27 protein-coding genes and 1 riboswitch are annotated in these 25,632 nt (G+C 65.7%); of the genes, 20 read left to right on the top strand and 7 right to left on the bottom strand.

Annotated features, from left to right (window positions below; translation table 11 throughout):
* Window positions 1-79: 79 nt before the first annotated feature.
* From ACVWY0_RS18805 to ACVWY0_RS18815, 3 genes are all read left to right on the top strand, one after another.
* Complete coding sequence (locus tag ACVWY0_RS18805; protein ID WP_485838026.1) at window positions 80-1,705, top strand: ATP-binding protein; 1,626 nt, start codon at window positions 80-82, stop codon at window positions 1,703-1,705.
* 20 nt (window positions 1,706-1,725) lie between these two features.
* Entirely contained in the window at window positions 1,726-3,264 is a 1,539-nt protein-coding gene (locus ACVWY0_RS18810; RefSeq protein ID WP_485838027.1) for a putative bifunctional diguanylate cyclase/phosphodiesterase, read from the top strand.
* Between the two features lie 288 nt (window positions 3,265-3,552).
* Window positions 3,553-4,494, top strand: a complete 942-nt coding sequence (locus tag ACVWY0_RS18815) for an EAL domain-containing protein (protein ID WP_485838028.1) — start codon at window positions 3,553-3,555, stop codon at window positions 4,492-4,494.
* Window positions 4,495-4,571: 77 nt separating this feature from the next.
* Here the strand turns inward: ACVWY0_RS18815 and ACVWY0_RS18820 are convergent, their stop codons facing one another.
* The 3 genes from ACVWY0_RS18820 to ACVWY0_RS18830 form a co-directional block, all read right to left on the bottom strand.
* Window positions 4,572-5,378, bottom strand: a complete 807-nt coding sequence (locus ACVWY0_RS18820) for a glycerophosphodiester phosphodiesterase family protein (RefSeq protein ID WP_485838029.1) — start codon at window positions 5,376-5,378, stop codon at window positions 4,572-4,574.
* Window positions 5,379-5,405: 27 nt separating this feature from the next.
* Complete coding sequence (locus tag ACVWY0_RS18825) at window positions 5,406-5,654, bottom strand: hypothetical protein (RefSeq protein WP_056347627.1); 249 nt, start codon at window positions 5,652-5,654, stop codon at window positions 5,406-5,408.
* A gap of 102 nt (window positions 5,655-5,756) precedes the next feature.
* Window positions 5,757-6,575, bottom strand: coding sequence for an HAD family hydrolase (locus ACVWY0_RS18830; RefSeq protein WP_485838030.1), 819 nt, complete (start codon window positions 6,573-6,575; stop codon window positions 5,757-5,759).
* Between the two features lie 216 nt (window positions 6,576-6,791).
* Between ACVWY0_RS18830 and ACVWY0_RS18835 the strand changes: the two genes are divergently transcribed.
* The 4 genes from ACVWY0_RS18835 (at window position 6,792) to ACVWY0_RS18850 (ending at window position 11,174) form a co-directional block, all read left to right on the top strand.
* Window positions 6,792-7,922: an ABC transporter substrate-binding protein gene (locus ACVWY0_RS18835; RefSeq protein WP_485838031.1), complete on the top strand. Its 1,131-nt coding sequence runs from the start codon at window positions 6,792-6,794 to the stop codon at window positions 7,920-7,922.
* 165 nt (window positions 7,923-8,087) lie between these two features.
* Window positions 8,088-9,002: a DUF1905 domain-containing protein gene (locus ACVWY0_RS18840; RefSeq protein ID WP_485838032.1), complete on the top strand. Its 915-nt coding sequence runs from the start codon at window positions 8,088-8,090 to the stop codon at window positions 9,000-9,002.
* Window positions 9,003-9,233: 231 nt separating this feature from the next.
* Window positions 9,234-9,881 carry a metalloregulator ArsR/SmtB family transcription factor gene (locus ACVWY0_RS18845; protein ID WP_485838033.1) on the top strand — a complete coding sequence of 216 codons (648 nt, stop codon included), beginning with the start codon at window positions 9,234-9,236 and terminating at the stop codon, window positions 9,879-9,881.
* Between the two features lie 9 nt (window positions 9,882-9,890).
* Window positions 9,891-11,174 (top strand): MFS transporter, encoded by a 1,284-nt coding sequence (locus ACVWY0_RS18850; RefSeq protein ID WP_485838034.1) that lies wholly within the window; start codon window positions 9,891-9,893, stop codon window positions 11,172-11,174.
* Window positions 11,175-11,201: 27 nt separating this feature from the next.
* Here the strand turns inward: ACVWY0_RS18850 and ACVWY0_RS18855 are convergent, their stop codons facing one another.
* Window positions 11,202-11,891 carry an ArsR/SmtB family transcription factor gene (locus ACVWY0_RS18855; RefSeq protein WP_252601952.1) on the bottom strand — a complete coding sequence of 230 codons (690 nt, stop codon included), beginning with the start codon at window positions 11,889-11,891 and terminating at the stop codon, window positions 11,202-11,204.
* A 134-nt stretch (window positions 11,892-12,025) separates the two neighbouring features.
* Between ACVWY0_RS18855 and ACVWY0_RS18860 the strand changes: the two genes are divergently transcribed.
* A complete protein-coding gene (locus tag ACVWY0_RS18860; protein WP_485838035.1) occupies window positions 12,026-12,592 on the top strand; it encodes an OsmC family protein in 567 nt (188 codons plus the stop codon).
* A 21-nt stretch (window positions 12,593-12,613) separates the two neighbouring features.
* On the top strand, window positions 12,614-13,384 hold the full coding sequence (locus tag ACVWY0_RS18865; protein WP_485838036.1) for a methyltransferase domain-containing protein: 771 nt from the start codon (window positions 12,614-12,616) through the stop codon (window positions 13,382-13,384).
* Between the two features lie 119 nt (window positions 13,385-13,503).
* Here the strand turns inward: ACVWY0_RS18865 and ACVWY0_RS18870 are convergent, their stop codons facing one another.
* A complete protein-coding gene (locus tag ACVWY0_RS18870) occupies window positions 13,504-13,611 on the bottom strand; it encodes an SHOCT domain-containing protein (protein WP_485838037.1) in 108 nt (35 codons plus the stop codon).
* A gap of 459 nt (window positions 13,612-14,070) precedes the next feature.
* On the opposite strand from ACVWY0_RS18870, the gene ACVWY0_RS18875 reads away from it, so the two are divergent.
* Genes ACVWY0_RS18875 through ACVWY0_RS18885 form a run of 3 tightly spaced genes read left to right on the top strand, consistent with a single transcriptional unit; the run spans window position 14,071 to window position 16,036 of the window.
* Window positions 14,071-15,333 (top strand): MFS transporter, encoded by a 1,263-nt coding sequence (locus tag ACVWY0_RS18875; RefSeq protein ID WP_485838038.1) that lies wholly within the window; start codon window positions 14,071-14,073, stop codon window positions 15,331-15,333.
* Entirely contained in the window at window positions 15,317-15,670 is a 354-nt protein-coding gene (locus tag ACVWY0_RS18880; RefSeq protein ID WP_485838039.1) for an ArsR/SmtB family transcription factor, read from the top strand. Before ACVWY0_RS18875 ends, ACVWY0_RS18880 begins: the two co-directional genes overlap by 17 nt.
* Before the next feature lie 27 nt (window positions 15,671-15,697).
* Entirely contained in the window at window positions 15,698-16,036 is a 339-nt protein-coding gene (locus ACVWY0_RS18885; RefSeq protein WP_485838040.1) for a YnfA family protein, read from the top strand.
* 101 nt (window positions 16,037-16,137) lie between these two features.
* On the opposite strand, the gene ACVWY0_RS18890 is transcribed toward ACVWY0_RS18885, so the two are convergent.
* Window positions 16,138-16,812 carry a metal-dependent transcriptional regulator gene (locus ACVWY0_RS18890; RefSeq protein ID WP_485838041.1) on the bottom strand — a complete coding sequence of 225 codons (675 nt, stop codon included), beginning with the start codon at window positions 16,810-16,812 and terminating at the stop codon, window positions 16,138-16,140.
* Window positions 16,813-16,893: 81 nt separating this feature from the next.
* Between ACVWY0_RS18890 and ACVWY0_RS18895 the strand changes: the two genes are divergently transcribed.
* From ACVWY0_RS18895 to ACVWY0_RS18930, 8 genes are all read left to right on the top strand, one after another.
* Window positions 16,894-18,018 carry a multicopper oxidase domain-containing protein gene (locus ACVWY0_RS18895; protein WP_485838042.1) on the top strand — a complete coding sequence of 375 codons (1,125 nt, stop codon included), beginning with the start codon at window positions 16,894-16,896 and terminating at the stop codon, window positions 18,016-18,018.
* A complete protein-coding gene (locus ACVWY0_RS18900) occupies window positions 18,015-19,247 on the top strand; it encodes a ZIP family metal transporter (RefSeq protein WP_485838043.1) in 1,233 nt (410 codons plus the stop codon). The genes ACVWY0_RS18895 and ACVWY0_RS18900 overlap by 4 nt, the downstream gene beginning before the upstream one ends.
* Before the next feature lie 63 nt (window positions 19,248-19,310).
* Entirely contained in the window at window positions 19,311-20,540 is a 1,230-nt protein-coding gene (locus tag ACVWY0_RS18905; RefSeq protein WP_485838044.1) for an IS4 family transposase, read from the top strand.
* 405 nt (window positions 20,541-20,945) lie between these two features.
* Complete coding sequence (locus ACVWY0_RS18910; RefSeq protein WP_485838045.1) at window positions 20,946-21,809, top strand: SURF1 family cytochrome oxidase biogenesis protein; 864 nt, start codon at window positions 20,946-20,948, stop codon at window positions 21,807-21,809.
* A gap of 69 nt (window positions 21,810-21,878) precedes the next feature.
* On the top strand, window positions 21,879-22,205 hold the full coding sequence (locus tag ACVWY0_RS18915) for an ArsR/SmtB family transcription factor (protein WP_485838046.1): 327 nt from the start codon (window positions 21,879-21,881) through the stop codon (window positions 22,203-22,205).
* Complete coding sequence (locus ACVWY0_RS18920; protein ID WP_485838047.1) at window positions 22,202-23,068, top strand: cation efflux transmembrane domain-containing protein; 867 nt, start codon at window positions 22,202-22,204, stop codon at window positions 23,066-23,068. Before ACVWY0_RS18915 ends, ACVWY0_RS18920 begins: the two co-directional genes overlap by 4 nt.
* Window positions 23,065-23,565, top strand: a complete 501-nt coding sequence (lspA, locus tag ACVWY0_RS18925; protein WP_485838048.1) for a signal peptidase II — start codon at window positions 23,065-23,067, stop codon at window positions 23,563-23,565. The genes ACVWY0_RS18920 and lspA overlap by 4 nt, the downstream gene beginning before the upstream one ends.
* Before the next feature lie 4 nt (window positions 23,566-23,569).
* On the top strand, window positions 23,570-24,319 hold the full coding sequence (locus ACVWY0_RS18930) for a cytochrome c biogenesis CcdA family protein (protein ID WP_485838049.1): 750 nt from the start codon (window positions 23,570-23,572) through the stop codon (window positions 24,317-24,319).
* Window positions 24,320-24,364: 45 nt separating this feature from the next.
* Here ACVWY0_RS18930 and ACVWY0_RS18935 read toward each other — a convergent pair whose 3' ends face one another.
* Window positions 24,365-25,153 (bottom strand): M23 family metallopeptidase, encoded by a 789-nt coding sequence (locus ACVWY0_RS18935; RefSeq protein ID WP_485838050.1) that lies wholly within the window; start codon window positions 25,151-25,153, stop codon window positions 24,365-24,367.
* 4 nt (window positions 25,154-25,157) lie between these two features.
* Window positions 25,158-25,354, bottom strand: a riboswitch (cyclic di-AMP (ydaO/yuaA leader).
* Window positions 25,355-25,632 lie beyond the last annotated feature (278 nt).

Consider the following 25,632-nt stretch of genomic DNA (forward strand, 5'->3'; position numbering starts at 1 on the left):
ACTCAGTCAGGAGCAAGCAGGTGCTCACTCAGGAGCGAAGGGGGCAGGTTTGCCAGCGGTCACACCACATTTCGCAACCGTGCCATACCTGGCTGTCGTTGCGGACCCCGACGCAGGGCGCCGGGAATTCACCACGGCGGCACTGGAAGCTGCGGGCTTCACGGTCAAAACTGCCGACGACGCCGCCAGCCTGTCGGCGCTTCTGGACCAGCGCGAGCCCTCCGTCCTGATCCTGGACAGTTCACTCTCCGACGTAGACGCGACCGCCCCTGTGCTGGTCCTCGTGGATCTCGACAGTCCGGCAGAGGTCAAGTCAGTGGAGCATGCCGGCGTACGGGACTCCATCGCCAAGCCGCCTGCTGCCAAGGAACTCGTCCACCGCGCCACTGCCCTGATCAACCTGGTCTCCCGCCGGAATGAAGCGCGGCAGGAAGCGGAGACGCTCCGCGAAAGGCTGCGGCAGGTATCCGCGGCGGTCCGCGGAACCAACCATCCGCAACAGATCGCCGACTTTGTGGTCAGGGGGTTCGGCGAGACGTTCGGCGCGGACCGCGTCTGGCTGACCACATTCGACGACGACAGAGTGCCGCCCATCACCGCCCAGTGGCAGCGGCCCGGCCTGGCTCCGCTGCCCGAAGGATTGTTCACGGACGAAGACCCGGTGCGCAGGACGGCTGACGTACTGTGGTCGCGGGCTGAGGCCCTGACGGCGGACGGAGCGTTCGCACCGTTGGGCACCGGCGACGTCCAACTGCCGGCCGAACTCGCGAAACTGCGCGCCGCCGCATCCGTGGCCGTCCCGATGGGGGACGGCAGCTCGTCCCTGGGAATTATTTGGATCGCCCTGCTTAACTCGCCCAGGGAATGGTCGCGGGCCGAGCTGGCACTGATCCAGCACGTGGCCGGCAATACCGCCCACGGCCTGATCCAAAGCCACCTGATCACCAGCCAGCAGCAGGTGGTCAAGCAGCTCCAGCAGCTGGACAAAGCCAAAACCGACTTCCTGGCCACCGTCAACCATGAGCTCCGCACGCCGCTGACATCGATCATGGCGTACCTGGACATGATCCAGGAGAATACGTCCGATCCCGTGTCCAGCGAGGTCCACCAGATGCTGGACATCGTGGTCAGGAACACGGAACGGCTGCGGTTGCTGATCGAAGACATGCTGAGCGTTTCCCGCAACGGGCATGAACAAAGCCCGCTGCACCTGACCCCTGTCCGGCTGGCTCGGACTCTGGAGATCGTCACCGCCGCGCTCAGGCCGCTCGCGAAAGTGCAGAACGTCGCCATTGTGATGGCCCACTCCTCGGAGGATCAGGAAATCCTTGCCGATGAGGTTCAGCTGCAGCAGGTTTTCACGAATCTGGTCTCCAATGCCATCAAGTTCACCCCCGGCGGCGGACAGATCGATGTCGTCAGTCTGACGCGGGTGGATGCAGACGGCACTCGCTGGGCGACGGTCAGCGTCTCGGACAGCGGGATTGGGATCTCCAGCGACGAGATAGCCCACATCTTCACCCGTTTCTACCGCGCCTCGAACGCGATGTCCGGGGCGGTTCCGGGCACCGGACTTGGGCTCGCCATCACGCAGGACATCGTCCAACGCCACGGCGGCCGCATTGACGTAACCTCGGAGCTGGGCGTTGGCACCACTGTCACCGTGAACCTCCGCCTTGGAGCCCACGCGTCCGACGGAACCTGAACCCGGAAAGGAGGCACCAGATGTTCGCTGACGATGACCCCAGGCTCTCCCAGCTACTCGATGGCATCGTCCGGCTCGCCTCCGGAGACCTCCGGTCGCGGATAGAAGTATCGCCGGCCCGGGACGAGCTCGACGCCATCATCATGGGCACCAACCTCCTGGCCGAGGACCTGCAGATCATCTACGAAGAGCTTGAGCAGCGTGTTGAGGTCCGCACACAGCTGCTGCACGAAGCCCACCGCGAAATGCAGAAGATGGCCATGCAGGATCCCCTCACCGGCCTCGCGAACCGCTCAGCGCTTCTGTCCGCGCTGAAGTCCGCCCAGGACCACGACGGCGATCCCCTCAGCCAGCCCGTCATCCTCCTCCTTGACCTTGACGCCTTCAAATCCATCAACGACACCCTCGGCCACACTGCCGGCGATCAGGTCCTGATCACCGTGGCGCAACGCATCCGCAGCGCCGTCCGTACCAGCGACGTGGTTGCCCGGCTGGGCGGGGACGAGTTCGCCATCGTTATGCCGGCCACGGGCGCCGACCAGGCCGCCGTCGTAGGCCAGCGCATCTTGGCCGCCATCAAAGAACCCATTGACCTGCCTGACAGGACCGTCCGCTGCGGGGCGAGCGTAGGACTCAGCGTCGGGGCGGCCGGGCGGAGGGCCGAGGACCTGCTGATGGAGGCCGATGTGGCCATGTACGCCTCCAAAGCCGAGGGCCAGAACCGGCTCCACGTCTTCGAACCCGGGCTCCTGCTCATCCGGAGGCTCCGCAGCCAACTCCTTGAGGATCTCCGGGCCGCCATCAAGGGCAACGGCCTGGTGCTGCACTACCAGCCCGTGGTTGAACTGGGCACCGGGCGCATTGAAGGGGTGGAAGCCCTGATCCGCTGGGACCACCCCACCCGCGGGCGCATCATGCCGGACGAGTTCATCCCGCTGGCAGAAGATGCCGGCCTGATCTCCGAATTGGGCCTGTGGGTGCTCAACACGGCTGTAGGCCAGCTACGCACCTGGATTGATGCCGACCTGGTGGACAGCCGGTTTTCCGTCCGGATCAACATCTCCGCGACGGATCTGCAGAGCCTGCAGTTCATCGAGGACGTCCGCGCCGTGCTCAAGGAGACAGGCGTCCGTCCCGAGCAGGTTGTCCTGGAGCTGACCGAAGCGGCCATCGTCAGGGGCAACGACCTGGACCGGTATTCCCTGGGCGGGCTGCGCGGGCTGGGGGTCGGGATCGAGATCGACGACTTCGGTACGGGATACTCCTCCATCAGCTACCTGCGCCGGCTCCCCGTGGACCGGGTCAAAGTGGACCGGTCCCTGATCGAGGGCCTGGGCACAGACCCCAGCCAGCCGGCACTGGTGGCTGCCGTCCTGCAGTTGGTGCGCGCCTGCGGGCTCGAAGCCGTGTGGGAAGGCGTGGAAACGGCGGAACAGGCCGAGCACCTCCGGAACCTCGGGTGCCTCAGCGCACAGGGCTATTTCTTCAGCAAACCCGTCCCGCCCGAACGGATTCCTGCGCTGCTGGCCGAAACTTCTTCCGAAAGTAATAGAGGTTGATCGATTAAGGGCTGCGCTTTTGGATCATCCCGATATACCATCAAGTTGCGGTATCCGATTCTTCGAGGCCAGGAAGATCGGCATTAATCAGAAGTAGCGCATTCCGAAGGCAACTGGAAATTTGAAAATAAAGGCGCCAAGGAGCCATTACTTCGTCAACTGGGGGCGTTGCTAATGACGGTTCGGGTACAAGCTTGGGGAGTTATTGCGGCGGTTTTGGCGGATTCCGATCCTGCCGGCGCGGCAATACGTCAGCGCCTTAGCAACCGCTTGGGGGAAAACCCCGGCATGCCGGAACGGGCCCTGCTGGAATATCTTCTGGAACGCCGGCAACAGGACACCACAGACGCGGATACGCCCGACACCGCGCGCTTCCCGCAGCCTCCCAGCGCCATGCCGCCACAGGTGGCCGAGCAGCTGGATTCCCTGCGCAGCCTGTCGCGGATCAGCGCGCTGCTGGAAAACCAGATGTTGATGACCGCGTTCCAGCCCATCTACGGCCTCGAGTCCAAGGCCGTTGTGGGCGTAGAGGCGTTGTCGCGCTTTGTCAGCGACGACGGCGCCAGCGCGGAACTCTGGTTCGCCGAGGCGGCCGCCGTTGGATTGGGCGCCAACCTGGAATTCTCGGCCCTCGCGTCCGCAGCCGCAGCTGCCGCGAAGCTCCCCGAGCACCTCTTCGTCTCCCTGAACATCTCCCCCAGATCGTGCCTGGATCCCCGGCTGCCCGAATTGTTCGACCACATCGAGCTGCCAATAGACCGCATTGTGCTCGAATTGACGGACGGAATTCCGGACGAGGAATACTCGCATTTCGTTTCCGCAATTACGCCACTCCGGGAACGCGGGCTGCGCATAGCAATCGATGATTCACACCCCGGCGCGGGCGCCCTCAGCCGGATGCTCCATCTGCGGCCCGACTTCATCAAGCTGGGCAGGAACGTGATCAGCGGCGTGGACACGGATACGTCCCAGCACGCCCTGGCCGCTTGCCTGGTGGACTTCGCGGAGCAGATCGGCAGTATTCTGGTGGCCGAAGGTGTTGAAACCACCGAGGAACTGATGGTCCTCACGGAGTTGGGCTTCAGCGCCGGCCAGGGCTACCTGCTGGGCCGGCCCTCGGTGCAGCCGAAGGATTGGGCGGCATGGAATACGCCGCTAGACCCCGACGGGCTCCGCCGCCTCGCCGCCGCAGCCGATCACGGCACCCACGGTCCCGGCGTCTCCGACTGACGTAGACCGCGGGGGGGCTCGGCGGCTGCCGGCACGTTCGAAATTGCACACTCGACAACGGCACGCTCCAACCCGGGTCAGCTGCCGGGCCACTCGCCTCGCTCCTGCAGGACCTGCTTCAGCAGGTCCGCGCGGTCCGTCACGATCCCGTCCACGCCTAGGTCCAGCAGCCGGTGCATCTCGGCGGGCTGGTTGATGGTCCACACATGGACCACTAGGCCCAGTGCGTGCGCCCGCCGCACGTAGGCAGGCGTCACCACCCGGATCGCCCCGTAGCGGACCGGGACCTGCAGGGCCTGGACATCGCGCAACGGACCCCGCAGCACAAAGCGCAGCCACGCGGTCGGAAGCACCGGGCCCAACAGGACAAACAGCGCGTTCGTCACCATCCCTGCCGACGACGCCACGGGACGGCTCAGCAGCTTCAGCACCGCCCGGCGTCGGCGGTCTGAAAAACTGGCCACGAGGACTCGGTCATGCGCGCCGTGCCGTTCGATGCCGGCGGCCAGGCTTCGCACGGAGTTCCAGTCTTTGACGTCCAGGTTCAGCCGGGCGGCCGGGAAGGCCGTCAGCAGGTCATCGAAGAGCGGCACGGGCTCGCGCCCGCCGATCCGCGCGGTGGAAACCTCGGCGGCGGTCAGCTCGGAAATCCGGCCACGGCCGTCAGTGACCCGGTCCAGGGTGTCGTCGTGGAAGAGCAGCAGCACGCCGTCGGAGGTGGTGTGCACATCCGTCTCGAGGTACTCATAGCCAAGTTCGGCGGCGGCCCGGAAGGCGGCCATCGAGTTCTCCAGCCCCTCCCGCGAGAATCCGCGGTGGGCCATGGCGATGGGACGCGAGGGACGGGCAGCACCGCCGGAAGCATCAAAAAACGGCTCAGTCACGTTTGTGAGCGTACCGGAGCCGCTGGGCTATGCGTCCTGCGGCACAATCTCCACGCCGTCACTGCAGTGCAGCAGCGTGCGGCCATGGCCGTCGTCCAGATCCACCCACACAGCCGTGTGGTCCCACGTGATGGCGTCCACGAACCCGCTCGTTTCGTATCCCGGGGCGCGGCGGACGCGCACGCGGTCGCCCTCTTTCAGTGCCTTCCAGTGCGCAGCCGGCTCTGCCGGGCGCAGCGGCGCTTCGGCCGCGCGTTGGTTGCCGTTCCTTGCCATGACTTCCCCTTTAGCCGCGGATGTGTATCCGTAGCCCACGGTAGGCGGCAAACGTGAACGGAAGGTGAGCGGAAGCTGTGAATTCCGGCTACAGAGCAGGGATCAGGACAGCTCTACGCCCAGCGCCGCGAGCCTGGCCTCGAGAACCTGGGCCACGCCGTCGTCGTCAAAGTGGGGTGCCTGCTGCCCGGCGGCGCTGATGGCGTCCGGATGGCCGCTGGCCATGGCGTACCCGTGGCCTGCCCAGCGCAGCATCTCGACGTCGTTGGGCATGTCCCCGAACGCCACGACGTCGGCCGCGTCAATGGACAGGGAGTTGGCGTATTCGGCCAGGGTGACGGCCTTGTTGACGCCGGGGAGGGACAGTTCCAGCATCGCCACGGTGGGCGCGGAGTGCGTGGCGGACGCCAGATGGGCGACGGCGGGCCGCACCGCGGCCAGGAAGTCGTCCGCGGTGCCATCCCTGACAATCGCCAGGAACTTCACGACGGCGTCGTCCGGGGTGAGCGTTTCGGCCAGCGGCGCGGGGGTAAATTCGGCCAGCAGCTCGCTGGAACCGTTCTCGATGAAACCGGGCTCGAGATGGAATCCGGTCAACGTTTCCGCGGCGAAGAGAGCGGCCGGGCGCAGTTCCTTGATGATCCGCCGCAGTTCCAGCACAGCGTCCATGCCCAGCGTCCGGGCGGAAACCAGCCGGTCCGCTTCGAGGTCCCACACCACGGCGCCGTTGGAGCAGATGACCGTGCCGGTGTGGCCAAGCTGTTCCTCCAGCGGGTGGAGCCAGCGCGGCGGGCGGCCGGTGACAAAAACGAGCTCGATGCCGGCGTCCCGGCAGGCGTGGAAGGCCCGGACGGTGCGGTCACTGATCTTTCCGTCGTGCCCAAGAATCGTTCCGTCAATATCACTTGCTACCAGCCGCATCCTGCCAGTCTACGTGGGGCACGGGGCTCCCGGGGCCGTGAAGCTTCGTCCCCGGCGGCTGGCCCGTTGGAGTCGCCCGGCGACGTTTTTGGACGCCGCGCTACGTTCTGCTGAGCCTGCGCGTCCTTGCGTGAACGTCCGTGTCCGGTGCCGTTGTGGGGCGTGGGGGCCGTCCGTAACCTCATCTTCAACATCTCCGCAAGCAAAGGAAAAACCGTGACAACTCCCCCGGATAACACTCCGCAAAACCAACCGGCCGCCACCCGCATCGTGGCCGGCATTCTGGCCTTGGTCGGCGGCGGCGTGGCCGTGGCATCGGCTTTCTCCGACAACATCGCCGGCACCTCCGCAGCGTCCTCTGCCGCCCCGGCCGGCAACCCGGCGGCAGAGCTTAAGCTCGGCTATTTCGGCAACGTGACGCACGCACCCGCGTTGGTGGGTCTCAGCCAGGGCTACATCGCCAAGGAACTGGGCGATACCAAACTGAGCACGCAGGTCTTCAACGCCGGGCCCGCCGCGATCGAGGCGCTGAACGCCGGAGCCATCGACGCCACCTACATCGGCCCGAACCCGGCCATCAACTCGTTCGTCAAGAGCGGCGGGGAGTCCATCAGCATTATTGCCGGAGCGGCCGCCGGCGGTGCGCAGCTGGTGGTCAAGCCGGAAATCAACTCCGCCGCGGACCTGAAGGGCAAGACGCTCGCCTCGTCGCAGCTCGGCGGCACGCAGGACGTGGCGCTCCGCGCCTGGCTCGCCGCCCAGGGCTACAAAACCAACGTGGACGGCAGCGGCGACGTGGCCATCAACCCCACCGAAAACGCCCAGACGCTGAAACTGTTCCAGGACGGAAAGCTCGACGGCGCGTGGTTGCCTGAGCCGTGGGCGTCCCGCCTGGTGCTGACCGCCGGGGCCAAGGTCCTGGTGGACGAAAAGGACCTCTGGGACGGCTCTCTCTCCGGCAAGGCGGGCGAGTTCCCCACCACCATCCTGATTGTGAACAAGAAGTTCGCCGCCGAGCACCCGGACACCGTAACGGCGCTGCTCAAGGGCCACGCCAAGTCCGTTGACTGGCTGAACAGCGCGGCTGCAGCCGAGAAGGCCAGCGTCATCAACGCTGCCCTCAAGGAAGCGGCCGGCGCCGAACTCAAGGCCGACGTGATCGAGCGGTCCCTGAAGAACATCGTGTTCACGGTGGATCCGCTCGCGGGAACCTACCCCAAGCTCCTCAAGGACGGCGTGGAAGCAGGCACCACCAAGCAGGCGGACATCAACGGCATCTTCGACCTGACGGCCCTGAACGAGGTGACCGGGCAGCAGACGTCCGCCGCCGGACTCGGCAAGGAGTAAGCCAGACTTCATCGATTGCTCCGTAACCGCCCTTTTGACCCCTCAAAACGGCGGTTACGGAGCAATGGATGAGGCCAGAACCCAGCTACTCGGCCGGGGCAGCGGTCAACCCGCGTACACGCAGGGTTCCTTTTCGAGCCGACCGGCCGGGTCGATAATGACCGGATGGTTCGCTTCACCGCCACTGTTCAGCTGCGCGGGGCCAATCCCTTTGTGGACGTCCCCACGACAGCTGCGGCTGAACTGCTACCTCTCGCGGAGCATGGCCGGATCAGGGTGACCGGCACGCTCAGGGGTGCGGAGTTCAACGCCACGGTGATGCCGGGCAGGTCCGGCCGGCACGTCCTGTATCTTTCGGGCGGCCTGCGGACGGCAACGGGCGTGCGCGTCGGGGAAAAGGTCACCGTGGACGTTCTAGCGCTCAACGCCGACGAGTTCATCCCGCCCGGGGATTTGGCTGCCGCCCTGGACGCGGCCGTGGGAGCGGCGGATAAGTGGGGCCAGCTGCCCGTTTCGCACCGGCGGGAGCTGACGCGCTTCCTCGAGGACGCGCGAACACCGTCGACGCGGGCGCGCCGCGTTGAACAGCTCGTGGCCCAGGTGCTCGGCGCGGACGTCCCGCCGCCGGGCCGGCGCACTGGCCGCGCCTTGTGGACCTGCCCGTCTTGCGGGCGGCAGTTTGTCACGCGGAACATGAACCATTCCTGCTCACAGCACACCCTCGGCGAGCCGTTCCGCGACAGGCCAGAAAGCATCCACCGGCTGTTCGAGCTGGTGCGCCGGACGGTTGAGGCGATCGGCCCGGTGAAGCCGGTTCCGTACCGGGACCGCGTCGCCTTTATGGTTCGGGTCTGGTTCGCCGGGGTCAAACCTGCGAACAAGTGGCTCGATGTGGAGTTCTGGCTCACGCGCCGGATTGAGTCGCCCAGATTCCGAAGGATCGAAACACTAGCCCCGTACACGCATCTCTACACGGTGCGGGTAACCGGGCCATCCGATATCGACGGCGAACTTGCCGCCTGGCTCCGCGAAGCCTACGCGGTGGGCTGCCAGGAGCATCTACAGGGCCTAACACCCTGAAGATTACGCGCCTTGACCGCGCGTCGCAGCGAACAAGGGATGGATCCCTAACTGGCAGCTTCCTCCCGGTTCCTTCATCCAAGCCTTCGAGAGGTTCTCCTACCCTAGAACGGCAACATACTGCCGGCTGGAGGCACTCTTGGCGGATCTGGCCGGAGTGTCCGAGCGGACCGTTCGTGCCTACGCACCCTGATAGTATTCCAATATTCATTGGAATACTGGAGGTCGAAAGTGAACCGGGACGCCTACGCGCACGTGGCGCGCATTGGAAAGGCCATCAGCAGCGGAAACCGGCTCGAACTCCTCGAGCTGTTGGCGCAGGCTGAGCAGTCCGTTGACAGCCTGTCCCGCTTGTCCGGCATGGGGGTGACGACCGTTTCTGCCCACCTGCAAGTACTGAAGGGTGCCGGCCTGGTGCGGACGCGCAGGGATGGCACCAGGATCCATTACAGGCTGGTAGGTCCGGAGGTCGCTGGATTGTTCGTGGCGATGAAGAACATGGCGGCCCGGGTCCTCCCCGGCCTCTCCACCATCGACGGTGAGAAGGACTCCGGCAGCGGCCGCGATGACTCCGTGCCGCTTATCCGCACCATCGAGGAAATCCGCGAGGCGTACATGCTTGATGTCCGCCCCGCGCACGAATACCAGGCAGGCCACTACCCGGGAGCGGCATCGATTCCCCTGGACGAGCTGGCCTCCCGGATCGGGGAAGTTCCGCGGGATCGGAGGGTCATCGTCTATTGCCGGGGCGAATTCTGCCTGCTCGCCCGTGATGCGGCACGTCTGATGCGCGGGCGGGGCATCGACGCGTACGCCATGGATGAAGGCGTCCTGGAATGGCGCGCCAGCGGCGACGTCGACCTGACCGCCACGGCATAGGCCCCGGCTGTGCAGCAGATCCCGGAAAAACTGGTCCAGTCCTACTCCTTTTCCCCAGAGCGCCGCCATGCGCTCTATCGGCGCACCCTCGCCGTCGTCATCATTTCCCAGATTTTCGGAGGGGCCGGTCTCGCCGCCGGCGTCACCGTCGGCGCCCTTCTGGCCCAGCAGATGCTCGGCACCGCAGGGCTGGCAGGCATCCCGGCGGCACTATTCACGCTCGGTTCAGCCGGGGCGGCCTTCCTGGTCGGACGGATTTCCCAGCGCCGGGGCCGCCGTGCCGGCCTGGCCTCGGGATTCATCGCCGGCGGCATCGGAGCAGCCGGCGTCGTCCTGGCCGCGGTATCGGACAGCGTGGTCCTGTTATTCATTGCCCTTCTCGTCTACGGTGCCGGAACGGCCACCAACCTGCAGGCACGGTACGCCGGAACCGACCTCGCACCACCCCAGCGGCGCGCCACCGCAGTCAGTCTGGCCATGGTGTCCACAACACTCGGCGCCGTTGCCGGACCGAACCTGGTCACCCCGATGGGCGCATTCGCCACAGCCTTGGGCATCCCGGCCCTGGCCGGACCGTTCCTGCTCGCCTCAGTCGCCTACGCCTTCGCGGGCCTGGTGTTGTATTTCTGGCTGCGGCCCGACCCGCTCCTACTGGCTACCGCGATCAGTGCCCAGGACCGGGCGGAGACTGCCCCGGCCACCGATTCGCCGTCCACCCCGGAACCGCCGGGGAACAACCGCGGTGTCGCCGTCGGCACCACCGTCATGGTCCTCACCCAGATTGCGATGGTCGCCATCATGACCATGACCCCGGTCCACATGCAGTCGCACGGTCACGGCCTGACCGAAGTCGGAGTTGTGATCGGCATCCATATCGGCTTCATGTACCTGCCCTCGCTGATCACCGGCGTCCTCGTCGACCGGCTCGGCCGGGTCCCCATCGCCGTCGCCGCGGGCGTGACGCTCCTGGCAGCCGGAATCGTTGCGGCAACGGCCCCTGCGCAATCCATGGGGCAACTGATGATCGCACTCGCGCTGCTCGGACTGGGCTGGAACTTCGGCCTGATCAGCGGCACGGCCCTCATCGTCGACGCCACCCCGCTCGAAACCAGGGCCAAGATACAAGGCTCCATTGATGTCCTTATCGCCCTTGCCGGCGCAGCAGGCGGCGCCCTGTCCGGAGTCGTCGTCGCCGGCACCAGCTACGCCGTTCTGTCCCTGGCCGGAGGCGTCCTGTCCCTCCTTCTGATTCCCGTCGTGGTCTGGTCACAACGTACAACACACCGTAAATGAGTGCCCCGCCGATTTCGGACGCGGCGGCTATCCCGGTGCGCCGGACTTGCGCGGCGCGCCAGCCTCGACGGGCAGCCCGGCCTCAGCCCACTCGGGATAGCCCTCCTCGAGCCTGACGGCAGGCATACCCTGTTCCCGCAGCGTCCGCACCGCCTCGTCGGCGAACACGCAGTACTGTCCGCGGCAGTACGCCACGATGATGCGGCCGTGCGGCAGGTCCTTCATCCGCCCCGCCAGCTCTCCGACAGGAACCGAAACCGCGCCCGGGATGTGGCCAGAGCGGAATTCGCGCTCAGGCCGCACATCGAGAACTACGACATCTCCGGCGGCCATTCGGTTGGTCAGCTCAGTCCGGGTCAGGGAGTCCAAGGCCGCCCTGTCCCCCAGGTAGGCCTCGGCGAGTTCGTCGAGTTCTGCGACATGCTCGGATGCAACCTCCCGCACGGCCGCCCAGAGTCGCGTGACCGCGGTGCCGCTGAGGCGGTAATGGATCCGCGTTCCTTCGCGACGGGTGCGCACCAGACCTGCCCGCAGGAGCTGCTGAAGATGCTGCGAAGTATTGGCGATGCTCTGCCCGATTTCCTCGGCAATTTCGTCCACAGGGCGCTCACCCTGGGCTAGGACATCCACTATCTCGGCGCGCCGACCACTGCCAAGGACCTTAGCCACGGAAGCAAATGCATCAAACAGCTTGTCCTTTGCCGGCCTGTCACTCATGCCCGATCCTCCGCAAATCATATTCAAGTACTTGACAAGATATACCCACCGGGTGTGGTATTCAAGTATTCACTTGAATACTACCGGGGCCGCCCCACGGACCCCGGGACAACCCGGAAAAGAGGCGAATTGCGATGGAATCGACAGCGACCATCCGCAATGGCATTGACGTCGACCAGCTACTGGGGACCATCGATGCGATCCAGGCAGATCCCACCCAGGGCAGCTTTACGTTCAGAGCCACCAGCACCTGGCGTGGCGGCACCCACAACTCGGGAAAGATCCTGGGATTCACCCATGCGGGGGAACCCGACACCACGCGGACCGGAGACTTCACGATCGAGGGTGACGAACCTCCCGTGCTCCTCGGAAACAACGCCGGACCCAACGCCGTCGAACTGCTGCTGCAGGCCCTGGGCTTCTGCTACGCCGTCGGATACGCGGCCAATGCGGCCGCCCAGGGTATAGAGATCAGTTCACTGGAGTTCCACGTCGAAGGGGATCTGGATGTTCGGCCCTTCCTCGGCCTCGAAGGACCTCGGCCCGGATTCACCGCCATCCGTGCGCAGGCACGGGTCTCCAGCCCGAATGCCACCCCGGAGCAGCTTCAGTCCCTGTGCCGGTATGTCCAGGACACGTCACCGGTCCGCGACTGCCTGGCCAATCCGGTTCCGGTTGAAACCACCCTCAAAATCGTATGAAACACGGGTAGAGCCATGGACATGGGAACAGTTGAAGTTGATCGAAGCGAGCTTGAGGACAAGGTCAAGCAGGTCTATCGGGCGGTGGCCCGAAACCCCGCTGGCAAGTACCACTTCAAGATGGGACGCGGTCTTGCGGAGCAGCTGGGCTACCCGACCTGGCTGCTGGACGCGATCCCTGCCGCCGCCGTCGAGTCCTTCGCCGGGGTGGGATATTTTTTCGACCTGGCGGACCTCAGGCCCGGAGAAAAAATCCTGGACCTGGGCTCAGGTTCGGGGATGGACGTCTTCGCCGCCGCCGTCACGGTGGGATCCGGCGGGCAGGTGGTGGGCCTTGACATGACCGAGGAGCAGCTGGAGAAGGCCGACGGCCTGCGGAAAGAGGGCGGCTTTCCCCAGGTCGCCTTCGCGAACGGGTACATCGAAGAACTCCCCTTCGACGATGCCAGCTTCGACTGCATCATCTCCAACGGCGTCATCAACCTGTCCGCGGACAAAGCCGCTGTCTTCCGCGAAGCGGCACGCGTGCTGCGCCCCGGAGGACGCCTGGCGGTTGCCGATATCGTCACCGAAAGGCCGCTGACCCAACAGATTGTCTGCAACATAGATCTCTGGGCCGCCTGCATCGGTGGCGCCACGCAGGAAGACACCTACCAGGAATTGATCGCCGGCAGCGGGTTCGCGCTGGAAACGCTCCGGACGAATCCGTATGAGTTCCTCTCCGACAGCGCCCGTGCGGCGACCACGAAATACGGCGTCAGGAGCCTCTCGATCCTGGCGCATGCCGGCTGACCTGCGGAACGGGCCGCACCAGCCGGACCTTGGCCGCCGGCAAGGGAACCGTGCAGGGATTGCCAGAGTCAGCCAGGATGCGCTTCGCCTCCGGCGGGGAGGCGCGGTGATCGCGCGCCCTACTCCAGTGCCTCGCGCCGCCTCCGGTATTCGTCGTCGTCGATTTCCCCGCGCGCATACCGCTCATCGAGGATGCGGCGGGCAGTGCCGGGATGGTTGTACGGCACGCGTCCGCCAGGCCGAGCGAGGGAGCGATGCTGCAACACCTCCTGGTGAGCTGGGGGAGGTACTAAGCTTGCATACTCCCGGCGCTGTACAGGTGTTTGGCTGCGACCTTGGCAGATGAACGAGACCACCCGGCAGACGAAGGCGTGCGGGGTGAGCTGGATCAGGACCGGTTGCTCGGGGGCCCTGACCTCACGCGCTGGCACAGTGGTCGATGCGGTCCAATGGATCAGCCGGCGGATGGGCCCGCACGGTGCTCTGATCCTGATCCTGGCTGCCGGCGCGGCGATCACGGCAGGGCTGACCTCGACCTTTGCGAACGTGTATGAGTCCGTCGCCGCGGCTCACGGTGTCGCCGGACTGGACCACCCCGTTCTCGCGGCAGGCGATGCGAACCAGAGGCCGAGCGGAGTACTATTAGTGCACAAACGCGCACATATGCACTTACGGAAGGCGGTCTGATGCTGTCGGTTCTGCGGAATATAACCTACAGGCGGCTGTTCGCCGCCCAGATCGTGGCCCTGGTCGGGACCGGCCTGCTGACCGTTGCCCTGGGGCTCTTGGCGTACGATCTGGCGGGGCAGAACGCGGGGGCGGTCCTGGGTACTGCGTTGACGATCAAGATGCTGGCCTACGTGGGTCTGGCGCCGGTAATTACGGCCCTGGTGGCACGGCTGCCAAAGAAACCGGTGCTGATCGGCGCCGACCTGATCCGGGCCGGGATGGCCTTGTGCCTGCCGTTCATCACGGAGACGTGGCAGATCTACGTGGTGATCTTCCTGCTGCAGTCAGCCTCAGCCATTTTTACCCCCGCTTTCCAGTCGTTGATCCCCACCATCCTGAAAGACCAACGGGATTACACGCACGCCCTGTCGCTGTCCCGGCTCGCCTATGACATGGAGGCACTCGTCAGCCCGGCCGCGGCTGCGCTGCTGCTGACCGCGCTCAGCTATAACAGCCTGTTCCTGGGCACTGTTGCCGGATTCCTGTTCTCGGCATTCATAGTTGCCTTCACGGTTCTGCCCCGGGTCGCTGCATCTCCGGGTCCGGAAGGGTCCCTGTGGCACCGGACCACCCTGGGCGCGAGGATCTTTTGGCGCGACCGGAGGCTGCGGTCCCTGCTGGCCCTGAACCTGGTCGTTGCCGCCCCGACCGCCCTGGTGCTGGTCAATACCGTGATCTACGTCCGCGACGTTCTGCACCGCCCCGACACTGATCTGGCGCTGGCGCTGGCATGCTTCGGCATTGGGTCGATGGCCGTCGCTTTGTCTGCGCCACAGATCCTGGACCGTTTCGGGGACCGCGCTGTCATGCTCACCGGCGCCGCCGTGATCCCGATGGCTCTCGCCGGCGCCACAGCCGTGACGTTCCTGGGTTCCCCCGACGCCGGATGGTGGCTGCTGCTCGCATTATGGGTGTTGCTCGGGGCCGCTAATTCAACCATCCTCACCCCGTCGTCACGGCTCCTGCGCGATGCCTCCGATGAGCACACCCGCCCTTACGTCTTCACGGCGCAGTTCTCCCTCTCGCACGCCTGCTACATCCTGACGTACCCCCTCGCGGGCTGGATCGGCGCGCAGGCCGGACTAGGCTGGGCCGCACTGGCCTTGGCAACCATTGCGATAATCGGCAGTACAGGAGCATTCCTGTCCTGGCCACGGCAACCACGTGGGCCGGTCCCCGCATCCACCACCCCAAAGGACCCCGTTGAGCACAGCCGATAAACAGCCCTCCCTGGTCCATTCGGTCACCCCGGGACCGGAACATCTGGCAGCGGCCAGCGAAACCCTGCGGATGCTCGCCGAACCCACCCGCCTGCACCTGCTCTGGCAGCTCTCCGCCGGCCCGCGGACCGTCACGGAACTGACCGAAGCATCAGGGGTGCCCCGCACCGTGGCCAGCCAGCACCTCGCCAAACTCCGGCTCAGCGGCCTCGTCGACACCCGCAAGTCCGGCCGGCACATCATCTACTCACTGCGTGACGGACACCTCATCAGGCTCATCCACGAAGCCATCAACCATGCAGACCACATGGTCACCGGGGAAGCCAGCCACAACTGACTCTCCCGCACATGCCACGATGGGTCGGTGACCATCGCAAAAACCATCGTCCTGTTCATCCTGGCCGCGGCCGCCGAAATCGGCGGCGCCTGGCTCGTCTGGCAATCCGTGCGCGAAGGCAAGGAATGGTGGTGGGCCGGGCTCGGCGTCCTCGCCCTGGGCATCTACGGTTTCGCCGCAACCCTACAGCCGGACGCCCACTTCGGCCGGATCCTCGCCGCCTACGGAGGCGTGTTCGTCGCCGGCTCCCTGGCCTGGGGAATGATCTTCGACGGCTTCCGGCCCGACCGCTGGGACGTCACCGGATCTATCATCTGCCTGCTGGGCGTTGCGGTCATCATGTTTGCCCCACGCAGTGCCGTCTGAACGAGCGGCACAGGAGTGCACCCGTCCAGCAGGTTGGTGACACCTGCTAATGGATGGCTTTCGTCCGCGATGGCGGGGATTGATCAGAGTTCAGCGCGCTCCTAGACGGCGACGACCCAGATGGCGTCCGAGGCTGACACTCCGAGGTCGATATCCCGCTCGGGTTCGTGCACCCGGACAGTGGTCACATCGGCGTACGGGCGGCGCTCCCTGACAGTAAGCCTGGTGTCGGGCGCGAGACCAAGCTCAGTGAAGTAGCGCAGCATCTGCGGATCCGCATCCGAAATGCGGGTGATGGCCACGGTGTCGCCCGTGACCGCGGCGGAGAGCTGGGTTCCGGCCGGCACCTTTGGCTGGCCATCGGGGCTGGGGATGGGATCCCCGTGCGGATCCCGGGTGGGACGGCCAAGCTTCAGGTCCATCCGTTCGACCAGCTTGTCCGACACGGCGTGTTCCAGGACCTCAGCCTCATCGTGGACCTCATCCCATCCATACCCCAGCACCTCCACAAGGAAAGTCTCAAGGAGGCGGTGCCGGCGGACCATGGCCACCGCATGGTCACGGCCGGCGTCCGTCAGCTCGATACTCCTGTACGGCGCATGGGTAACCAGCCCTTGCTGGGCGAGCTTCTTGAGCCCGTCCGACACCGTGGAGGGCCGCACACCGAGCCGCTCGGCCATGACGCTGACGGTAATGGGAGTGGCGGTCCACTCCGTGGCGGACCAGATCAGCTTCAGGTAGTCCTGCGCTGACGGGGACAAATCGGAGACGGGCATGACGTCAATGGTATCAAGCCCAGGCCAGATGTTAGGCTTATCGAAGAATTTTGTTTCCCACTGAAGTGAAAGAGAGTCGGCGTGCCGAAAACGTTGTCGGAGAAGCTTCCCAGCAGGCGGTCCATGCTGTCCGGCGCTGCCGTCCTTGCCGCCGTACCGGCCTTCACCGCGATTCAAGCCCAGGCCTCCAGCGGGCACGACCAGCACAGCGGCAGCGGTGCCGGGAGCTCCAGCGGCGCCGCGGCGCCGTCGAACGCGCGTGCGACGGCGGGAGGCGGGTCAGGCGGAACAGTCCAACCGGCCACGACAAACCATGCCGGTCATGCCGGCTTCGCCGGCGGATCGGTGCCGCCGGATCGCGCCGGCATCGACCCCACCGCGATCCTGCGCGATTTCGACCGCGGGAAAACCAGCACCCTGCCGGACGGGCGGACCCTGCGCGAGTGGGACATCGTCGCCGTGGACAAGGACTTCGAGATCGCCCCCGGAGTAACATTCCCGGGCTGGAGCTACAACGGCCGGATCCCCGGCCCCACACTGTGGGCGCGGGAAGGGGACCTGCTGCGGATCCATTTCACCAACGCCGGCGCGCACCCGCACACCATGCACTTCCACGGTGTGCACCGGGCCGAAATGGACGGCACTCCTGGGATCGGCGCCGGTTCGATCGCCCCGGGGCAAAGCTTCACGTACGAGTTCGACGCCACCCCCTTCGGCACCCACCTGTACCACTGCCACCAATCCCCGCTGGCCCCGCACATTGCCAAGGGCCTCTATGGCGGCTTCATCATCGAGCCCAAGGAGGGGCGCCCTCCGGCGGATGACGAGATGGTCATGGTCATGAACGGCTACAACACCGACGGCGGGGATGACAACGAGTTCTACTCCGTCAACGGCCTGCCGTTCCACTTCATGGACTACCCCGTGCAGGTGAAGCAGAATGCGCTGGTGCGGATCCATCTGATCAACGTCCTGGAATACGACCCCATCAATTCCTTCCACGTCCACGGCAACTTCTTCCACTACTACCCCACCGGGACCATGCTCACGCCCAGCGAATTCACGGACACCATCTCCCAGGTGCAGGGCCAGCGGGGCATCGTGGAGATCCGCTTCCCATACCCGGGCAAATTCATGTTCCATGCCCACAAGACCGAGTTCGCGGAGCTTGGCTGGATGGGCTTCTTCGAAGTGAGCGCATCATGAGCCTGGACGAAAGGACGGCAGCCGAGCTGGCTGCCGCGCCGCACCGCCGCACTCCGGTCCCGCCATGGCTGCTCGGCATTGGGCCGCTGGTCCTGATCGCGATCCTGCTGGGCCTGTTTTGGCTCCTGAATGCCCCGGGTCTCAACAAACTCTCCGAGGGCGTTCCGCCCAAGGAAGAGGTCGCCGTCGAAGATATCCGCCTCACGCCCGGGCAGATCTCCATCACGGTCCGCAACGAAGGACCTGACCCGGTGTCCATCGCCCAGGTCAACGTCTCGGACTACTACGCCATGTTCACCCAGACCCGCGAGACCATGGCGCCGCTGGAGTCCACCACCCTCACCATCAGCTACCACTGGGTGGACGGAGACCCGTATGAAGTGGCACTGGTGACGTCGATAGGCGGGAAGATCCCCGCCGATATCGAGGCAGCTGCGCTGAGTCCGGAACGCGGCGGCTCGTTCTTTGCCCTCATGACGCTCCTGGGCGTGTATGTGGGAGTCATACCGGTAGCTCTGGGGATGCTCTGGATGCCGTTCGTGCGCCGTGCGCCTGCCTCCTGGGTCCGGGTCCTGCTGGGCGTCACAGTGGGCCTGCTCGCTTTTCTGGCCATCGATGCCACCCTCGAAGCCGTGGAACTCGTGGCCGGCAGCGGCGCGTTCGGCGGCCCGATGGTTGTGTTCCTCGGCGCGGCGGTGGCCTACCTGGTTCTGGAGGGAACAGACGCGTGGATGCGCCGGCACCAGAAGCTCAGTGCCGCGGCCCAGCCGGCAGCCCTGCCCCCGGGGCGCCTCGCGCTCCTAATCGCGATCGGCATCGGACTTCACAACTTCGGCGAGGGACTCGCGATCGGGTCCGCTTACGCCGTCGGTTCCCTCGCCTTGGGCGCGTCGCTGATCATCGGTTTCGCCATCCACAACACCACCGAGGGCCTGGCGATCGTCACACCGTTGGCCAAGCAGCCGCCAAACCTGGCCCGCCTCGCGGCACTGGGACTCATCGCCGGCGCGCCGGCCATCGCCGGAGCCATCATCGGAGCTACTGTCTATCAGCCGGCACTCTCCGCTTTCCTGCTCGGCATCGGAGCCGGGGCCGTGGCACAGGTGGCAGTCAAGCTGCTCCCGATGCTCAAAGACAGCGCCGGGAAGACGTTCACGGCGGCCACCACGTCCGGGATCATTCTGGGCCTGGCGGTGATGTTCGCCACCGGGCTTCTGGTGCAGGCCTAAGCCCAATGCCGTTTACTTAGCTCAGGTGTGTTAATCTTTTGGCGTGGCGCGTAGTGTGGATGGGTGACCCCGGAGGGTCCTGAACGGTTGACTGACCATATTTCTCTTGGTGTGTTGACGCGGGTTTTCCCGGCAGATGTGGTGGATGCGGTGATCGGGCGTACCGGGGCCCTGGAGCAGCGGAACCGTTTGCTGCCCTCGCGGTTGATGGTCTATTACGTGATGGCCTTGGCGTTGTTCTCCAACGGATCCTACGAGGAAGTTATGCGCTCGTTGCTGGCGGGGATGGAATGGCTGAGCGGCCGGTTCCGGGAGTGGGTGATGCCGACCAAAGCGGCGATTTACAAGGCGCGGAACCGGTTGGGTTCCGCGGTCATGCTGGAGTTGTTCGCCGAGGTCGCCAAGCCGTTCGCGGCCCCGGACGGGCCCGGGTTCTACAAGGAATGGCGGCTGGTCTCCGTGGACGGGACCACCCTGGACCTGGCCGACACCCCCGCGAACGAGCGCGCCTATGGCCGGCCGGGGACGAACACGGACTTCAAAAGCGCCTTCCCCCAGGCGAGGGTGCTGGGACTGGTCGAATGCGGCACCCATGCGGTCTTCTCCGCGGTGGCCTCCCGGTACGACACCTCCGAACATGACCTGTATCCGGCCCTGCTGGCGGACCTGGCCAAAGACATGCTGGCCATGGCCGACCGCGGGTTCTTTTCCTATACGGCATGGAAGGACAGTGCCGCGACAGGGGCCGCGTTGTTGTGGCGGATGAGGACCAACAGCGCACTGCCGTCGCTGGAGGACTACGGCGACGGCTCATACCTCTCAAAGATCTATCCCTCCAGCAAGGACCGGGCCAAGGACACCAACGGCATCCCGGTCCGCGTCATCGAATACGAAGTCACCACCGAGAGCAAAGCCACCCTGGGGAACGAGGCCGTTGCCGGGGATGAGGTAAGCAAGTTCCTGTTGATCACCACGATCCTGGACCCGGCCGCCGCACCGGCCGAAGACCTGGCCCGGCTGTACGCCAGGCGCTGGGAAATAGAGTCCAGCTTCGATGAACTCAAAACCCACCAGCGCGGCCCCGGCATCGTGCTGCGTTCCAAAACACCAGACGGGGTGCTCCAGGAAATCTACGGCCACCTCTGCGCCCACTACGCGATCCGGTCCATCATCGGCACCGTCGCCGCAGAATTCGACGAAGACCCCCTGCAGTTCTCTTTCACAAGGACCCTCCGGGCAGCTCGGCGATCCCTCGCCGCGCGCCCGGCTTTTTCCCCCTCAGAAGCTGGCTGAAGCCTTCGCCATCTTCTGCCGGGAAATCCTCCACGAGCTCCTGCCCCCACGCCGGCAACGGACCGTCCCCCGCGCCGTCAAACGCAAAATGTCCAACTGGCCACTCAAGAAAACACCCAAAATCACAAAGTAAACGGCATTGGGCCTAAGCCTTCTTCATTCCACAGCGGGTGCCTGTCAGCGGCCTGCCTGACCAAGCTACAGACGAGCGAAGCGCGACGTTCCCGCAAAGGTACGACCGGTGATGAGGGAACTGTCCGACAGCTACGCTGATCAGGTGCACTGGTCCCAACCTCAAGAATCCCGCTCCGACCAATACTCCATCCCTGAGCATCGGCCTAGCCAACTTCAATTACCTACAGCCCCTGCGACCGGGGCCGGATTTCCGGACGGGAGGAGCCAGGAGTGACGTACCGGTTCCTCTTCACGCGTCGCTGGGTGGGCTATCTGATTCTGGCCGCGATCGTCGCCGCAGCCTGCGCAGGCCTGAGCAAATGGCAGATGGACCGCCGCAACCAGGCCGTCAGCGAAATCCAGCGCGTCCAGCAGAACTACGACAAGAGCCCCATATCCTTCGACGACGCGCGGCAGTATTTCGAAACCGCCGAGCCTGAGGCGAAATGGACCACCGTCTCGATCACTGGCCAGTACGTGGCGCAGGATCAGCGGGTTGTCCGGAACAGGCCGAACAATGCCGCTCCCGGCTATGAGGTGCTCGTCCCGTTCCGGCTGGCGTCCGGCGAGACCATAGTGGTCAACAGGGGTTGGCTGCCGATTGGCAACGCGAGGCCCGGGTACCCCGACGTTGTCCCCAATCCTCCGGCGGGGAATGTGGAGGCAGTCGTTCGGATCAAGCCGTCCGAACCGGAAATGGATGGTCGATCTGCCCCGAAGGGACAGTTGGCCAGCATTGCCCTGTCCGAGTATGCCCGGCAGGTGGAATACCCGCTGATGACCGGGAGCTACGGCCTGATGGCCACAGAGTCCCCCAGTCCCGCCGTGGCTGCCCAGCAGCTGTCCCTGCCGCCGGTGCAGGAAGGATCCAATCTTTCCTATGCGCTGCAGTGGCTAACCTTCGGGATTCTGGCGTTCGTGGGTTTCGGATACACGGCACGACAGCAGGCCCGGATTGCCCGGGAAGAACGCGAAGACCAGGAGGAGAGTGGTCCGTCCGAAAGTGTTTTGCGGGCGCGCCGGGAGGCTCGGGCGCGGAAGCGGAACAGTTCCGATGAGGAAGAAGACGCCCTCCTGGACCGCATGGGTATCTGAAACCCTGTCTGCATGACGGAGCCGTCCGGTTCTTTTACATTGATACATTCTGCGATGTACTCTGGGTGGATGGAAACCCTTATGCACGCCCCGGTGCTCGCGCGGTTCGGTTACGCGGCCTCGGATCCGACCAGGGCCAGGGTCCTGCTGGCCCTGGCAGATGAGCCCGCCTACCCCTCCGACCTGGCTGACTCCCTCGGCGTCTCACGGCAGAGCATGTCCAATCATCTGACCTGCCTTCGGGGCTGCGGCCTGGTGGTGGCTGTTCCGGATGGCCGGCGCACCCGGTACGAACTTGCAGATGCTGCTCTGGGCCACGCCATCAGGGACCTGATCGGGGTCGTGCTGGCCGTTGACCCGGCCTGCTGCGCACCGGACGGGACGTGCGTGGCATGACCGCCGCACTCCAACTCGCACCCGGAACCCAGCGCCGCGCCGTTCTGAGCCGGCGGATCCGGCTGTTCGCGGCCGCGACCATCACGTACAACGTCATCGAAGCCGTCGTGGCCCTGTGGGCAGGGAACGTGGCGGACTCTTCGGCACTGATCGGCTTCGGCCTGGACTCGGTCATCGAAGTCCTGTCCGCCCTCGCCCTGTCCTGGCAGTTCTCCGCGAAGGATCCTGAGCGCCGCGAACACGTGACCCTGCGGATCATCGCCCTCTCCTTCTTCGCCCTGGCCCTCTTCGTCACGGCGGACTCGGTCCGGTCCCTGACCGGCGGGGGTGAAGCCCAGCACTCGACCCCCGGCATCGTGATCGCGGCCCTGTCCCTGGCGATCATGCCGGTTCTGTCCTGGCTGCAGCGCCGTGCCGGCCGGGAACTGGGCTCGAAGACCGCCGTGGCCGATTCCAAACAGACCCTCCTGTGCACCTATCTTTCCGCGGTCCTGCTCGTGGGGCTGGTGCTCAACAGCACGCTGGGCTGGTGGTGGGCCGACGCCGGCGCCGCCCTGGTCATCGCCGCGATCGCCGTCCGCGAAGGCGTCAACGCCTGGAAGGGCGAGGTCTGCTGCACCGTGCCGCACGCCGCCGCCGGGAACGAGGAAGCAGCCGCGGACGACTGCAGCACCCCCTCCCGCACCGGCGCCCTCGAGGAACAGGGCGCCGCTGATGCCCCCGTCGTATCAACGGCCGGCGTCCCGGCTGCCGCGTCTACCGACACGGCATGCTGCGAAGGCTGCGGCTCCGGGCACGGACCGGTACCCGGGCCATTGGACTTGTCCTTGCCGCTGGTCCGCCGGCACGGGGGCGCCAGTTGAGCGTCCTGGCAACGAAGCGCTTCCCGGCCGCCCGGCTGGTGCTGGGATTCAGCGCCGCCGCCCTGATGGTGTTGGACCTGTTGGTCAAGGCCGCTGTGGCGCAGCTCCTGGCCCACGGCAGCCACGGCTCGGCGTTGGACTTCGGCCTGTTCAACGTCCGGGTTGACTACAACACCGGTGTGGCCTTCAGCCTCGGCGCGTCACTGCCGCCGTGGACAGTTGCCGCCGGCACCGCCGTGCTCGTCGCCGCTCTGGCCGCCGTCTTGGCCCGGTCCGCGCCGCGATTGACAGCACTTTCCCTCTCCGGTGCGGCGCTCCTGCTAGGTGGCGCGCTGGGAAACCTGGTGGACCGCCTGGACGGGGCAGGGGTCGTGGATTACCTCCACACGGGCTGGTTCCCAACCTTCAACCTCGCGGATGTATTCGTCGGCGGCGGAGCCGGGCTGCTGTTCATCGGATCCCTGCGTGCCCCCTCCGCAACACGCGAAGACGCCTAACCGGATGGGCATTGGTGAATACTTTGCCTCGATGGTGCCCTCCGGGGCGCTGATCCTGGCGTTGCCGCTGGCCGCCGTGGCGGGCCTGGTGTCTTTCCTGTCGCCCTGCATCCTTCCGCTGGTCCCCGGCTACCTGGGCTTCGTCTCCGGACTGACCGACCCCACCCAGCCGCGGAACAGGCGGCGCGTCCTGACCGGCGTCGCACTTTTCATCCTCGGCTTCGGCGCCGTGTTCACCCTCTACGGGGCGGCGTTCGGGACCATCGGCTCGTGGCTGGTCCGCTGGCAGGACCCCCTGATGAGGGGCCTGGGCATCGTCGTGATGCTCATGGGGCTGGTGCTGCTGGGCCGGTTTTCCTGGCTCCAGCAGACCCGAAAGTTCCGGGCCCCCGGCCGCGGCGGCCTGGCCGGCGCCCCCGTGCTCGGTGTCGTCTTCGGCCTCGGGTGGACACCCTGCATGGGCCCCACCCTCGCTGCCGTGCTCAGCCTGAGCGTCACCGCCGGAAGCGCCTGGCGCGGAGCGCTGCTGGCGTTCGTCTACTGCCTGGGCCTGGGCATCCCCTTCGTCCTCGTGGCCCTGGGCCTGAACTGGGTGTCAAAGGTCCTGAACGTCGTGCGGAAACACATCCGAGCCATCAATATAGGCGGCGCCGTCATGCTCATCGCCCTGGGTGTCCTCATGGTCTCCGGACTCTGGGTGCAATGGATCTACCAGCTGCAGAACCTGGCCGGGACCTTCCTGATGCCCGTGTAGGCCACAGCCCTTCGTTGTGGCCGGCAGGTTCTGTCGGACCTGTTGTTACATCCAGCTCTGCGGATTGACCGTCTGGCCGTTGAAGAGCACCTCGAAGTGCAGGTGGCAGCCGGTGGAGTTTCCCGTGGTGCCGGCCGCAGCCAGGCGCTGGCCCGCGGCCACGGACGCGCCCACGCTTGTCTCTATGGAGGCGAGGTGGTTGTAGGTGCTCTTCAGTCCGTTGCCGTGGTCCACCACGATCCGGTTTCCTCCGCCGTAGGCGGACCATCCGGCCTCGACGACGGTGCCGGACCCGGCGGCGAACACGGCAGTCTGGCAGGACGCGACCAAGTCAAGGCCGGTGTGGAGTTCACCGGATCCTCCGGTGATCGGGCTGGTCCGGAATCCGAACTGCGACGACACCGACATGCTGGCCAAAGGAGCCGCCAGCTTGGCCGAGGACACCGTGGCAGCAGGGACAGAGGCAACCGGGGTCCTACCCTGTGGCGCTGCGGATGCTGCCGCCACGGCTTCCGGGGCAGTGGGAGCCGGCGCGGTCTCCACCTGCGGCCGGTCAAAAACGATGGCCGCTTCCGGCGGGGCCTGGACGGCGGGACCGGCGGCCAGGGCCTGTGGGGCTATGGCTGCGGGTGGGGGGCCGGTCGTTCCGGCATGGGCGGCGGTGATTCCGGCGCCGATCAGTACAGCTGCGCTGATCGTGGCAGCCACGGGCAGGTGCTGGCGCAGGCCTGCCGAGGACTCGGCGGCGCGCGTGCGGAGAGCCGTGGATGCGGAACGGAGGGAACGGGATGGCGCCGGGCGACGATGACGGCCGCGGGCAGTAGGGGGAAGCACTGAGGGATCCTTTCAGCGCCTGCGAAGTTAGCTGTCGGGTTCGGGCAAGGAAAAGCCCGGCCGGAACCAGTGGCCCCCACCGGGCGGTCATCTGGTTTCCGGCTTCACCCCAAGGCAGCGAAGCTGCCGAAATATGGGTTCTCCGCCCCCGCCGGTCAAGACTCGTGGTTGGGACCGCCGGCGGGGCTGGGCGTACGGTCACAAAAGCATTAATACAGAGATGCCTGTATCAAACGTACCCCGGGCAGGGCAATCGTTACAATTTTGTGATTGAACCTGCGGGGCCGGAGCTCGGTCTCCCCGGCTTGGAAAGCCGACTTTTGCATCCCATAGAATGAATGTTTGTGAATATCTTCAGACGTTCAGAAGAGACAGTCAAGCTCCCGCGTTGACTCATCAAAGATGCCCGCGTAGCTGCTATCGAAGAATCATTTGGTAATGCCCGCGTAGCGGCGCGTCTGCTGGGGTGGTATCCGCTG

Source organism: Arthrobacter sp. UYNi723, assembly GCF_054057635.1.